The sequence below is a fragment of the Indiicoccus explosivorum genome, from assembly GCF_002167005.1.
Lineage (GTDB): Bacteria > Bacillota > Bacilli > Bacillales_A > Planococcaceae > Indiicoccus > Indiicoccus explosivorum.
Genome location: NZ_NHTN01000017.1, coordinates 1 through 13,020, shown reverse-complemented (window position 1 = coordinate 13,020; position 13,020 = coordinate 1). Strand labels below are relative to the sequence as shown.

At 53.7% G+C, this 13,020-nt stretch carries 16 protein-coding genes; 15 read left to right on the top strand and 1 reads right to left on the bottom strand.

The genetic code is table 11. The annotated features are described in order from the left end of the window. Nucleotides 1–70: 70 nt before the first annotated feature. The 13 genes from CCE92_RS05805 (at nt 71) to CCE92_RS05745 (ending at nt 11,089) form a co-directional block, all read left to right on the top strand. Nucleotides 71–532 (top strand): acyl-CoA thioesterase, encoded by a 462-nt coding sequence (locus CCE92_RS05805; protein ID WP_088006585.1) that lies wholly within the window; start codon nt 71–73, stop codon nt 530–532. An 82-nt stretch (nt 533–614) separates the two neighbouring features. After that, the gene (locus CCE92_RS05800) at nt 615–1,070 is read left to right on the top strand and encodes a MarR family winged helix-turn-helix transcriptional regulator (RefSeq protein ID WP_088006584.1); all 456 of its coding nucleotides are present in this window, start codon (nt 615–617) and stop codon (nt 1,068–1,070) included. 10 nt (nt 1,071–1,080) lie between these two features. Continuing rightward, on the top strand, nt 1,081–1,878 hold the full coding sequence (racE, locus tag CCE92_RS05795) for a glutamate racemase (RefSeq protein WP_088006583.1): 798 nt from the start codon (nt 1,081–1,083) through the stop codon (nt 1,876–1,878). 631 nt (nt 1,879–2,509) lie between these two features. Continuing rightward, the gene (rph, locus tag CCE92_RS05785; protein ID WP_088006581.1) at nt 2,510–3,259 is read left to right on the top strand and encodes a ribonuclease PH; all 750 of its coding nucleotides are present in this window, start codon (nt 2,510–2,512) and stop codon (nt 3,257–3,259) included. Continuing rightward, nucleotides 3,256–3,852 (top strand): XTP/dITP diphosphatase, encoded by a 597-nt coding sequence (locus CCE92_RS05780; protein ID WP_088006580.1) that lies wholly within the window; start codon nt 3,256–3,258, stop codon nt 3,850–3,852. The genes rph and CCE92_RS05780 overlap by 4 nt, the downstream gene beginning before the upstream one ends. Before the next feature lie 585 nt (nt 3,853–4,437). After that, nucleotides 4,438–5,445: a tyrosine-type recombinase/integrase gene (locus CCE92_RS05775; RefSeq protein ID WP_088006579.1), complete on the top strand. Its 1,008-nt coding sequence runs from the start codon at nt 4,438–4,440 to the stop codon at nt 5,443–5,445. A 1,683-nt stretch (nt 5,446–7,128) separates the two neighbouring features. Continuing rightward, a complete protein-coding gene (locus CCE92_RS05770; RefSeq protein ID WP_088006578.1) occupies nt 7,129–8,334 on the top strand; it encodes a YonV family putative phage-derived protein in 1,206 nt (401 codons plus the stop codon). 179 nt (nt 8,335–8,513) lie between these two features. Then, nucleotides 8,514–8,774 carry a helix-turn-helix domain-containing protein gene (locus tag CCE92_RS05765; protein WP_088006577.1) on the top strand — a complete coding sequence of 87 codons (261 nt, stop codon included), beginning with the start codon at nt 8,514–8,516 and terminating at the stop codon, nt 8,772–8,774. Then, a complete protein-coding gene (locus CCE92_RS15820; RefSeq protein ID WP_155522828.1) occupies nt 8,771–8,911 on the top strand; it encodes a hypothetical protein in 141 nt (46 codons plus the stop codon). Before CCE92_RS05765 ends, CCE92_RS15820 begins: the two co-directional genes overlap by 4 nt. A 17-nt stretch (nt 8,912–8,928) precedes the next feature. Further along, nucleotides 8,929–9,501, top strand: a complete 573-nt coding sequence (locus CCE92_RS05760; protein WP_088006576.1) for an HNH endonuclease — start codon at nt 8,929–8,931, stop codon at nt 9,499–9,501. Nucleotides 9,502–9,593: 92 nt separating this feature from the next. After that, complete coding sequence (locus tag CCE92_RS05755; RefSeq protein ID WP_088006575.1) at nt 9,594–9,794, top strand: hypothetical protein; 201 nt, start codon at nt 9,594–9,596, stop codon at nt 9,792–9,794. A 292-nt stretch (nt 9,795–10,086) separates the two neighbouring features. Then, nucleotides 10,087–10,419: a hypothetical protein gene (locus CCE92_RS05750; protein ID WP_088006574.1), complete on the top strand. Its 333-nt coding sequence runs from the start codon at nt 10,087–10,089 to the stop codon at nt 10,417–10,419. Nucleotides 10,420–10,468: 49 nt separating this feature from the next. After that, complete coding sequence (locus CCE92_RS05745) at nt 10,469–11,089, top strand: hypothetical protein (RefSeq protein WP_088006573.1); 621 nt, start codon at nt 10,469–10,471, stop codon at nt 11,087–11,089. Nucleotides 11,090–11,398: 309 nt separating this feature from the next. On the opposite strand, the gene CCE92_RS05740 is transcribed toward CCE92_RS05745, so the two are convergent. Continuing rightward, nucleotides 11,399–12,175: an SDR family oxidoreductase gene (locus CCE92_RS05740; protein ID WP_206601391.1), complete on the bottom strand. Its 777-nt coding sequence runs from the start codon at nt 12,173–12,175 to the stop codon at nt 11,399–11,401. 151 nt (nt 12,176–12,326) lie between these two features. Here CCE92_RS05740 and CCE92_RS05735 point away from each other — a divergent pair, with 151 nt between their 5' ends. Both CCE92_RS05735 and CCE92_RS05730 read left to right on the top strand, forming a co-directional pair. After that, nucleotides 12,327–12,560 (top strand): hypothetical protein, encoded by a 234-nt coding sequence (locus CCE92_RS05735; RefSeq protein ID WP_088006572.1) that lies wholly within the window; start codon nt 12,327–12,329, stop codon nt 12,558–12,560. 184 nt (nt 12,561–12,744) lie between these two features. After that, nucleotides 12,745–13,020, top strand: a 276-nt coding sequence (locus CCE92_RS05730; RefSeq protein ID WP_144390978.1) for a LysM peptidoglycan-binding domain-containing protein, incomplete at its 3' end; no start/stop codon positions are given.

The window sequence follows — 13,020 nt, the reverse complement described above, 5'->3', positions numbered from 1 at the left end:
GGTTTTTTCTTTTTGCCGAAAATGCTATACTGATACAACAATTTGCGGAATTTATTGCGGAGGGGAAAGCATGCGCGCTTCATATATAAACGATCTTGAAGAATGGAAAGACGGATTCGGCTTCGCCGTGCCGGTGACAGTCCGCTTTTCGGAGACGGATATGTTCGGCCATTTGAATAACACCGTGCCGTTCACTTACTTTGAATTTGCCCGGACCGAGTATTTCAAACACTTGGGACTCATGCAGTGCTGGCTGGAACGGGACAGCGGGACCATCCCGGTGGTGGCGGACCTCCAGTGCGATTACGCCAAACAAGTCTATTTTGACGAAGAACTGCACATCCACGTCAAAGCAGAAAACGTGGGGCGGTCGTCCGTCGATATCCATTACATGGCGACCGACCGGCAAGGGACGGTCTGCCTGACCGGACGCGGCACCATCGTCCAGATGGCGAAAGCGACCGGCAAAAGCGAGCCGTGGGCGGAGGCGGACAAAGAACTGTTCGGATTAGCGGAGCAGGCTGTGGGCTGAAGTTCCCCGCCCCTATTGCGAAACGCTCCAAAAACCGTCAATATAGAAGGTAGGAAGAGCAAGTGAGGAGTGGAAAACGGGAATGAATGAAGACAAGCAAGTCCTCCATAATGAAGAACAGGTCGCCTTCATGGAAAAAGAGCTCCGCTATATCGCCGGAATCATCAAACAGAAAGGCCGGGAACTGCTCAGTTCCTACACGATCACCCCGCCGCAGTTCGTTGCCCTGCAGTGGCTGTTCGAACATGGCGATATGACTATCGGTGACCTGTCGAATAAAATGTTTCTGGCGTTCAGCACCACGACCGACCTAGTGGACCGGATGGAAAAAAATAAACTCGTCGTCCGGGTCCGGGATGATCATGACCGACGGGTGATCCGCATCCATCTGCTGGAAGAAGGCGGGCGCATCATCGAAGAGGTCATAAAGAAACGACAAGACTACTTGCAGGATGTCCTGACCGACTTTTCAGCCGGGGAAGTGGAACAGCTGTCTTCACTCCTGGAGAAGCTCCACCGGGAAATGAAACAGGATTGAGGCGCGCGCTGTGAATGCACCGATCGGTGTCATGGACTCCGGTGTAGGAGGCCTGACCGTAGCAAAAGAAATCATGAAACTCATGCCTGCCGAACAGGTCGTCTATATCGGCGACAACGCCCGCTGTCCATATGGGCCGCGGCCATTCGCCGAGGTCCGGAAGTTCACGTGGCAGCTTGCGGAAAAGCTCGTCCGCCAAGGAGTGAAATTGCTCATCATCGCCTGCAACACGGCGACCGCCGCGGCGCTCAAATCGCTTCAGAAGCACTTGGGCATCCCCGTGATCGGCGTCATCTCCCCAGGTGCCCGCGCCGCAGTCAAGGCGTCCGTCAAAAAGAAGATCGTCGTGCTCGGCACGGCCGGCACAGTGGCGAGCGGTGCGTACGAATCGGCGATCAGCTCCCTGTCATCCTCTTCAGCCGTCATTCCGCTCGCCTGCCCGAAATTCGTGCCGCTTGTCGAGAGCCGGGAGCATACCGGGGAATTCGCACGCTCGCTCGTGCAGGAGACCCTGCTGCCGCTCCGGAAGCAGTCCTTCGACACAGCAATCCTCGGCTGCACCCATTACCCGCTCCTTCAGCCGTTCATTGAAGAAGTGTTCGGACAGACGGTGACGGTCGTTTCATCAGCAGAAGAGACCGCCCGGGACGCAAAACGTCTGCTGGAGTATGAGAACTTGCTGGCGAACCGGAACGGCCAGCCGAAACACATTTTTTACACGACCGGCTCCGTACCGATTTTCCGGGAGACGGTAAAGGATTGGCTCGGAATCGAAGAGCCGGAAATCCGTAAGACGAGATTTATTTGACGAACCGCCGCTGAGCGGTTTTTTTGTTTTGGTCAGGAGGGGGTGGTTTGGTCGGGGGTGGATTGTGCTTATCCCGGTCTTGAAAGGGTTTATCCCGGTCTTGAATGGGTTTATCTCGGTCTTGAATGGGTTTATCCCGGTCTTGAGTGGGTTTATCTCGGTCTTGAATGGGTTTATCCCGGTCTTGAATAGGTTTATCTCGTTCTTGAAAGAGTTTATCCCGGTCTTGAGTGGGTTTATCTCGGTCTTGAATGGGTTTATCCCGGTCTTGAGTGTGTTTATCTCGGTCTTGAGTGTGTTTATCTCGGTCTTGAAGGAGTTTATCTCGTTCTTGAAGGGGTTTATCTCGGTCTTGAGTGGGTTTATCTCGGTCTTGAATGGGTTTATCCCGGTCTTGAGGGCGCTTATCCCGGTCTTGGGAACGCTTAACACGTTCTCGATCCCGCTTATCTCGTTCTCGGCGCCGTTTATCCCGGTCTTGCGACTGTTCATCCCGTTCTCGCGCAAAATCACTCTATTCTGCACGTCAGCGTCACCATCGCAACTCCCGAAACACGCTGCCGGCTCCTTGGCGGCGGTTCCCCCCTTTATGGTACGATGAATGCGGAGAAATAAAGGAGGAACTACACGAATGACCAGACACGACGGAAGAGCAGCAGGACAGCTGCGGGATATAAAAATCGAAAAGGACTACCTCGTCCACCCGGAAGGTTCGGTTCTCATCACAGTCGGTTACACGAAAGTGATCTGCACAGCGACCGTTGAAGAAAAAGTGCCGCCTTTCCTGAGAGGGCAGGGGAAAGGCTGGGTGACTGCTGAATACTCCATGCTGCCGCGGGCAACCAACCAGCGGACGCAGCGCGAAGCGACGCGCGGGAAAATCGGCGGGCGCACGATGGAAATCCAGCGGCTGATCGGCCGCGCGCTGCGGGCGGTCGTCGATTTGGAGAAACTGGGAGAGCGCACGCTGTGGGTTGACTGTGACGTCATCCAGGCAGACGGCGGCACGCGGACAGCGTCCATCACCGGCGCGTTCGTCGCGCTCGCGCTCGCCTGCGAAAAACTGGATCTGCCGACGTTCCCGGTGACCGACTTCCTTGCGGCGACGAGTGTGGGCGTCCTTGAAGGCGAAGGATCGGTACTGGATTTGGATTACACCGAAGACTTCGCAGCATCGGTCGACATGAACCTTGTCATGACAGGGACCGGCAGATTCGTGGAGATTCAAGGAACAGGGGAAGAAGCGACTTTCAGCCGTGCTGAGCTGAACGAACTGCTCGACCTAGGTGAAGAAGGCATCCGCCGGCTCATCGCCGTCCAAAAAGACGTGCTCGGCGACATCGCAAACCGCATCGGCGGAGATTCGGAGGCTGACCAATGAAACAAGTGATCATCGCTACAAACAATAAAGGCAAAGCGAAGGATTTCGAAGCACTTCTCGTACCTCTCGGCTACGAAGTATTGACGCTGCAGGATATCGACAAAGACATCGACGTCGAGGAAACAGGCACGACGTTCGAAGAAAACGCCATTTTGAAAGCTGAGGAAACCGCGGCGATCCTGGGCAAGCCCGTCATTTCGGACGACAGCGGACTGGAGATCGACGCGCTCGGCGGCGAACCCGGGGTTTATTCCGCAAGATATGCCGGCGAACAGAAAAACGACGATGCCAACATCGACAAAGTGCTGGAAAAGCTGGAAGGCGTTCCGGATGAGAAGCGCACTGCGCGTTTCCGCTGCGTGCTGGCGATTGCGGCGCCAGGCGAAAAGACGGAAACGTTCTCGGGGACCTGTGGAGGGCGTATCCTGACGGGGCGCCGCGGCACGCACGGGTTCGGCTACGATCCGATCTTTTTCGTCCCGGCACTGGACAAGGCGATGGCCGAATTGAAGCCCGAAGAGAAAGCGGAAATCTCGCACCGCGGGAATGCATTGCGCGAATTGAAAGCGGCCATGCCGGCGTGGCTCTCCTGACAATCCAAAATAGCCGTTGACTTTTGTGCCAGGAGTTCCTATAATAAAACTTGTCGTTCGGTTCGAATGGCACATGTCCCAGTAGCTCAGCTGGATAGAGCAACGGCCTTCAACAATAGGAGCCTCCGCAGGGAAACAGAAACCTGCCGAGTGCACGGCACTATATCGGTGGAACCTTAACAGATCATGCTGATGGCAATACCGAGGAAACTTACGATTCCGTCGAATGAAAGACGGAATGCAGGCGATTCAAAGGTCCGGACCGTCCGGAAGGTAGAAACGCTGAATTATAATCAGGCGACTGATTATCGTGAGGTTCCGTAGAGACTACACGTGCCGCACCTGAAACGGTGAAGATATAGTCCAGACTTGCAAACAACAGAAGTTGGTGGCGAAAGCCATAGCGGTAAGCTAAGCCGTCGGTCGGGAGTTCGAATCTCTCCTGGGACGTTACGAAAAACGCGGGAAAGCCCCGCCACAACAGCCTTCTAAGGCGTCTAATGAAACGGTCACTGAATCGGTCACATTCCGGTTTTTGCTACACGCGTAGCACCGCAAATCAGACGCATTAGGAGGCTTTTTATTATGACGAGGAAAAACAACGCATTCACGGTAACGGAAGATTTAACGGGACTATTCGCCAAGGGCGCAGGCCACGCGCAAGTGAAGCCGCAAGCAACGCCGCAAGCCAAAGAAGCCAAGCCGCAAGCAATGACGATTGACGCCGCTCTTGCGACGGTAACGCGCTATATGGAGACAACCGGCTACCGCCCGCGCACGATTAGCGACTATAACATGCACGTGACGCACTTTGCGCGGATAACCGGCACGACGCACTTGGCGGAGCTTGAGGCGTCGCATATCTACGACTGGCTCGCGAGCATGGACGTTAGCAATCAAACGAAGCTCACGCGCCTGAAGTGTTTGAAGGCGTTTCTAGGGCGTTGCTTCGATAACGGCTGGCTTGCGTCTAAGTTTTGGCGCGCGGTGACGGTTCGCGTTGATAGCCCCGTTAAGCAGGGCGCGGCAATGAAGGATATAGAAACGCTCCTGCGCCTGCTCGACTTATCCGACTTCATTCAGTTACGCGATGCGGCGGCACTATTGCTAATGGCGCAAACGGGCTTACGCGTTAGTACGGTAGCAAGGCTAGAGGCGCCCCATATCGACTTGGACGAGCGCCTGCTAAAGATTGACGGCGGCATCATTAAGAACCACCAGCGGCTATTCCTGCCGCTCTCAGACGACTTGACGCGGCTCCTAGGCGTGCTTATGCGACAGAACGACGCAATCCGCAAGCATTACGGCATACGGAACGACTATCTATTCATCACGCGGCGGGGCGGCTGTATCGTCACTAGCCCGACGAATAACAACATACAGAAGCGGCTGAACAAGTATGCGCGCCAGTACGGTTTAAAGAATATCAATCCGCAAGCCTTACGGCGGGGCTTTGCGAAGAACCTGCTTGATAAAGGCGCTCACATTGCGCTTATCTCGAAGGCGCTAGGCCACGCGGATATAGAAGTAACGACGCGCTATCTGTATATGGATAAAGAGGACGTAGCGGAGAACCTGCGCGATTATCTTTAGGCTGGCGCAAGAGAGGCGGCGGCGGCGCGACAGTGACGTTAAGGCCGGAATTTAAAAAGTTGTAGGAAATTTGACGGCACCCGGCGGCAGGCGCAGGCACGAACCGCCCCCCCCGGTATGGCATTAGCGCAACAGGAGCGGCAGAGCGCCGCTTCTTTTTTATGGGCGCGGCCTTAGCGCTTGAGCATACGCCTTGACAACCGCCGGCAGGCGTGAATGAATACGTTATGCATCGTAGCTACCGAGAACATAACTTATGTAAACTCGCATGGCGGCGGAAGCCTTGCTATGACGGCATTCTCGCAATGCGACGGAATAGTGCCGTATGCAATCCGTATACATTGGCGTCGTTACGGCGTTCTTGGCGTAAGGGATGCGGCAATCATGCGGCGATAAGTGCATAGATTCCGTATGCAATGGCGGCTACCCGGCGAGGGTTTACTACGGAGTATAACGGGATTACTTCCGCAATAATGAATAGGCGCCCTATTGCGTAAGACGTATTAACGCAATAAGAGAGCTTATGTAGGGCGACGTGAGCGAAGCGAACAGTCGCAGGCGAGGCGATAGCCGAAGCCTCAGACGGTAACGCGTTACTTCCTGACTCGTCGCCTGCGGCTCCTCACTGACTTCGCTGAAAACACGCTCGTCAGACGACTAAATACTATGCTCTAAAAAAGGTATTTTCTCTTTAAGGGAAGCGCGCTGAAACCCTTGGCGCTCTAAGGCTCGCGAAAAATTCTGCGAAGTTTTTTTCGCAAAACGTCGTCGGGTAGGCGTTGCGAAGCCGCCCCTTTTCCGGCCTATTGCGCAGGCTTCTGAAAGTTTCGAGGCGCGCACGCGGTGAACGCGGAACCTAGTAATTACGTTAGCAAGCGGAGCCAAGCGGAACCTAAGCGTTAGCAAGCGGAATAGCAAGCGCCAGTACGCCTTTAGTACGTAATCATTCCGTATTCCTTAACGCTTTACTACGATGAAGTGCCGTAATAACCAAGCGGAACAGTCGGCATTAACGGCGCCCTGACGCCATTCACGCTTTAGTTCGCTAAAGTGCCGCTTGCCATTACGCACTGTTTACGTCTTACTTGCAGGGGCGCCGGCGGTAACTAAGCGATTGCGTAGGACTTTAGTAGCGTTTTGGGGCGCGGGGTTATAAAAAAGCCGGTTAGTCCCACTATATAGTGAGGGGGCTTTTACGCGTAAGCCTCCGTTAAGGGCGTTTTGGGGCGGGGCTGAGCGCAGTAGGACTAAAGTACCTTTTATGCAGTTACCTCTAGCGAAAAAGCCGATTAGTCCCACTATATAGTGAGAGGGTCTTTTTGAGAGGGCGGTTAAGTACGCAAACTAGCGCCGTTACTGGCGTCAGAGCATACGGCGGCTTAAGCGATTGCGTAGGACTAAAGTACCTTTTATGCACTGAGGCCTCTACAAAAACCCGGTTAGTCCCACTATATAGTGAGAGGGTCTTTTTTCAGACGCCTAGCGGAAGCCGCTGTTATCTTTTTATATCGGTAGTAAGCGAAGGTTTACCGCCATGCAAAACGGGGAATAAGAGTAGGCTGTCTTTTTTTTTTTGCGGCCTCTTACGGAAAGGAGCGCAGACTTAGCGCAATGGTAGCATAATCATACTATAGCACGCCGCCGCCACGGATGCAAGCGCAAAAACAGAGGAGGAAGAAAGAAATGACGAAAATTACCGTAATTGACTCAATCATGGGTTCAGGCAAGACGCAATACGCCATACAGCGTATGCAGGAGGCTACTGAGGACGAGCGCTTTATTTACATCACGCCTTATCTCGACGAAGTGGAGCGCATCAAGAGAGGCGTCACGAGCCGCGACTTCTACGAGCCTAACAACGCGAATGATGACGGCTCTAAAATGACGAGCCTCAAGGATTTAATCGCGCAGGGGCGGGACATCGCAAGCACCCACGCGCTCTTTCAGCGGGCTGACGCGGAGCTAGTCGAACTGCTGACGGGTTACGGCTACACGCTGATACTCGACGAAGTGATGGATTGCGTCGAAACCGCGCCGGTCAACGTTCACGACATCAAGAAGCTCCGCGACGCCGGCGACATTCGCATAGCTGACGACAAGCGCGTCATTTGGATAGGGCATCCGGAGGACAACAGCAGATACCGCGACATACGCGAACTGGCGCAAGCCGGCAATCTGTTCTTTCATCGCGATACGTTTTTAGTATGGGCGTTCCCGCCGTCAGTCTTTGGCGCAGTTGATAGCGTAACCATTATGACGTATCTGTTCCGCGGGCAAGTACAGCGCTACTACTGCGAGCTATTCGGCTTCAAATACGACTGCAAAGCCGTAAAGCGCGCCGGAAGCCGCTACGCCCTGACGGAATACGACCGGAAAGCGGAAGGCCGCGCGGCGCTATACGAGCTAATGGACGTATACGAGGGCAAGCTCAACAACATCGGAGACAAGCGAACGGCGCTAAGCGCTAACCGTTTGCGGCGCATGGATGCAGGCGCGCGCAAGAAGATGAAAGATAACGCGTCGAACTTCTTCCGTCACTACGCGGAAGCCAAGTCGGAGGACGCCATGTTTTCAACGCTGAAGGCGGTAGCCGACAAGGTAACGCCGAGCGGCTTCAAGAAAAGCGTCATTCCGGTGAACGCACGCGCAACGAACGACTACGCCGAAAAGCGCGCCCTCGCTTATTTGTTCAATCGCTTCAATCACCCGGAAATTAACGCATTTTTCCAAGACAACGGCGTAGAAATTGACGAGGACATGCTCGCGGTTAGCGACCTTCTGCAATGGATTTACCGGAGCAGAATACGTAACGGGAAGCCGATACAGCTATATCTTCCGTCGAGCCGAATGCGCGAGCTTCTGAAGGCGTGGGCGCGCTATGAAATTTAATTGCCCTTTTTGCGCAATGGAAGGCGCCAGCGCGGAAATCTACACCGGCGCTGAGCTAGTGCGTTGCTACGCCTGCGAGCGTGACCTTAACTGCCGCCTATCGCTAACGCTTATGGAAAGGCTCGCGCATCGCCAGCGGCACCGCGAGACAATCAAGAAATTACGAGGAGGCTACGAATATGGAAGTACACATCACGAAAGAAAAGCTCTATCGCATCCGGCGCGTTCATGCGCTGACAGTTGCGCAGATGGGCGCCCTGCTCGGCGTGACTGACGGTTACGTATCGCAGATGGAAACCGGCTATGCGCCGATTACGCGGCGGATGGAACGCAAGATAATCGAGGCGTTCAACCTGACGCCGAACACGATGCGTGGCATCACGCTTTACTACAACCGGTTTATTCGGGACTACGGAGACAAGGAGCGTGTTAAGAAATGACGAACCCGGAACGCATCAAACAACTGATTGACTACTTGAGCGTCTTGGTTGACTTGAAGCACGGCGGAACTCAGTGCAATAAGGAAATTAACGCAATCATGGCAGAACTTAACGCAGAACTTATCGAGAAAAAATAAAAACGGAGGTTTTACGAATGAAGAAAGAAATGAAGAAATGCGCACGTTGCGAAGAAACTAAGGCAATTGCGGAGTTTAACCGCGATAGCAAAGCGAGAGACGGAAGGCAAACTTATTGCCGCACCTGCAAGGATGAATTGCGGAAAGCGAGCTACGGCACATTCGAGCGGAAATGTACTAAAGCGAAAGACCGCGCCAACCAAAAAGCAAAGCGCTATGGCGCCGAAAGCACGCTCACGCTTCAGGAAGTCAAGGAAGTTCTCGGCGGCACGCATTGTAATTACTGTAATAAGCCGCTTGAGCAAAGCGAGAAAACGCTCGAACACGTCCTACCGTTTGAGTGCGGCGGCGCAAATACTTTCGGCAACGTAACGCTTGCGTGTACCGCCTGCAATAGCCGCAAGCACGTTCTACCGGCGTTTGAGTTCATCTTGCTTAACGGTGACGCAGAAGCCGCTAGAAGGCTTTTAGAGACGCTTGCGGAGCGCAACGGCGTAACGCCTACTGAATACCTTTATACGCTTGCAAGAGCCGGCATAGCTTACCGCACGGCTCGCTTACGTCGCATCGTGGGAGTTGAGGCGCAATGACTTTGCGTAAGAAGCTCACCGCAACCGCCGCCGGCATAGCGCTTAATGCGCCGTTCTTTGCGACGCTCTATATTGCGCTAGGAGGTTGAGATATGCAGGAATTACCCGCCATTTATACGCAGGAGCCGCCAAGACGCAGGCATAACGGAGAAGCGGAAGGCGGCCCTGTTACGGTTTACCGCCTCAACGCTATGACGCAAGAGGAACTGGAACGTTACGGGCTGACGCGTTATAAAGACGCCAGCAAGCCCTCAGGCGCCACACAAGCCCCGTACAGCGACGATAGACCCTGACGGATGTTAGAGGTATTGCCTGACGCATAACGCCGCTCAACGGGCTTGTACGTGGCTTACAGCGATTATACGAAAGGACTGAAGCAATTGGGACGCAGGACGAATAAGACAATGCGCCGCGAGACGAAACAAGTCACGTGGTACGACGACGGGCAACCGAACTGGCTACGGATATTCACGGAGAACACGGAAGGGCTGGCGCATCTATACGAGCCTCACGTCAAATGGCGCCGGCCGCCGCGTATGCCGCTAGAGTTCAGCAAGAGAGACAAAAATAAGGAGGCTCAGCGTAATGACGCTATTCGGAATGGGGCGCGGCAAAGAAAAGCCGCTACCGGCAGGGGCGCAAGCAGACGCCGGCACGGTAACCGCCCACGTAACCGTCAAGCCGGCGCCTGACAAGCGCCGCAATGTCGAAATCATCGTCATAGATTGCAACAGCGGCGACACGCTTTTCAAGGCGCGCTATGTATCCGCACTAAAGAGCGACTTTGCCGCCTATAACGCCGCCTGCGCACGGATTGACGGCTTCGTTGCGGAAAGCGAGCTTTACTTGCTTGAAGCGCCGGCGACGAACGCCATCATGCCGTCAATAAAGAACGTCGAAAAGGGAAGCCGTTGGTAAATACGCCACTAGCCACGGAAAACTAAAACTATAAAGGGGAAATTTTACGATGAAAGACTATAAAAACGAAATCGAACGCGAAATTGCAGGCTTCCGCCGCCAAGTAGAACGCATCGAAAGCTCAGACCACCCGCGCTATAACGTCGAAGGCGCCCGCCAGTACGAAATTCAGGAAGCTCGGCGGGAACTTGACGCCAAAGTAGACGGGCTACGGCGGGAACACGCCGCAACGATGGAGTCGGAGATTGAGAACGCTAGAAAAGCCGCCTTACGCTCACGCTTTCCGGTATCCAACGCCGACAAGGAAGCCGTTGAGTACCTTGCTAAGAGCTTCATTGCTGACGCTAAGCTCGCATTCAGCGACGTTGAGAAGAAGCTGGCCTATGACGCACTTGAGCGCAAACTCCAAACCCTCAATGTCGGCGCATGGGCGCACTTCCGCCTGCAATTGCCGGCAATCTTCGACGCGCTCGGCGGTGACGAGGCGATTGCGCGGCACTTGCGCAGTCTTAATATGACGCTAAGCCGCCTTAAAACTCCGGAACAGGAGCGTTTAGAGGAGCTTGAAGCGCAACAGTTCGCCGGCGTTGACCTAGCTTACCGCCGCTTGAAGATTACGCATAGCGCCTATGCGGATAGCCGCGATAATCAGAACTACGGCAGGGCCTAATATATATAGTAGAAACACGATAGCGCTTGCCAGCCGGCAGGCGCTTTTCTTTTTGACAGCCGCGTGCTATGCTTACAACAGCGGTCTAAGACCGGCTAATGACCGGTTCACTGAGCGGATATGACGCGGTTTAGTAACGGCTGAAGTAACGTCGGTCGGGAGTTCGAATCTCTCCTGGGACGTTTAAAAGTTTGATGGATTGCATTGTATCAGACCACAAGAAAGCACCTTAGACGCTAAATCAATTGCGTCTAAGGTGCTTTTTTGCGTCCGCATTCGGATTGAAAAACCAGGTTTTTAGGAAGAACATCAAACCCCGAACGTTTTGCCGCCATTGACGGAAATCGACTGGCCGGTGATGAACTGGGCGCCGTCCGAGGCTAAAAATGCGACGGTGTCCGCTACATCCTGCGGGTCGCCCATTTTCCGGAGAGGAACAGAGTTTACATAATCATGATATACGTTACTGTCTACTATTCCGTGCCGTTCGACCGGAATGAAACCGGGATTCACCAAGTTCACCGTGATGCCGGCTGCCCCGAGCTCGTTCGCCCACGATCGCGTCATGCCGAGCTGCGCTGATTTCGCGGTCACGTAGTTGGCGAAGTTAGGCGTTCCGAGCTGCACGACTTCGCTGCCGATCGTGATGATCCGCCCCCAGCCGTTTTTCTTCATGCCGGGCAATACGGCTTTCGCGGCCAGCAAAGGAGCTTTGACGAAGAATCGCAGCTGATCCTCGTAATCGGCCCATGTGCTTTCTTCTATCGACAGTTCGGGCTGCGGACCGGTCGCGTTATTGATAAGGATATCTACGGTTCTGCCGACGGCTTGTTCGGCTTCTTCAATCATGCGGACTGCATCTGGTTCATCAGTCACATCGCCTTTGATTGGAAAAGCGAGCCCTCCGTTTTTTTTGATTTCCTGGGCAGTTTGCGCTGCCGCCTCACTGTTGTTCGCATAATTAATAATGACGGCCGCACCGGAAGCGGCCAATGTTGAACTGATCGCCTTTCCGAGTCCTTTTGAGCCGCCAGTGACGACAGCTGTTTTTCCGGTCAGCTGATAATTGATAAGAAGACCCCCCACTTTTGTTGTAACTTGAGCGTAGAACAATGCGTCGAATGTGTACAGACTGCAGATCCCCCACTGTCCAATAAAAAATTTCCGTGCATAAATCCTTATTTTATTCTACTATAATGGAATGGTTTAGCCGATAATAAGGCTGAGGAGTGGGAATATGGAAGAGATGTACTTGGTGACCGTGACAGTCGAAGGGCTTACATTTCCGATCGGCCACTTTTCACTGGATACCGCGCTGCGGATCAGGCGGGAAATGCGGGATACATACCGGTCAGCGGGACACCGGACAGATGTGCGGATTAAGGCTTGGAATTCAGTTGTGTTCGAAGTGGCCGACGGGGAACCATTCGGCCGGCGATTTGCGGATCAGGGTGAATTTCTTTTGGGATAACAAGTTATGAGAAACGAATTGGCACTTTCGATTTATTTATCTAAAAATTCAGTTTTAAGTGTTTTGTTTGGGGCTTTCAGGGAAAACGAAGGAATGTTCATGCCACGGAATAATCTAACGGGAGGCGTTAATTATCCGAAAAGCATCCAAATTTTCAGCGGCAGCAATTGCAGCAGGACTGATAATGGGATCAGCAGGCATGGCAGTGCAAGCGGAAACTGTCACGATAGAGCCGGGGGATACGTTCTGGGGAATATCCCAGGAGACCGGCATATCGGTTGATCGATTGATGGAATTGAATAGCCAATATGATCCTTATGCACTTCCGATCGGCGGTGAACTGGTCATCAGCAAGGAAAGCGGCAGCCCGACAGAAAAATTCCATACGATCCAGCCGGGCGAGACGCTGATCAGTATCGCAAATTTGCATGAAGGTGTGACGCTGGACGAACTGTACGAG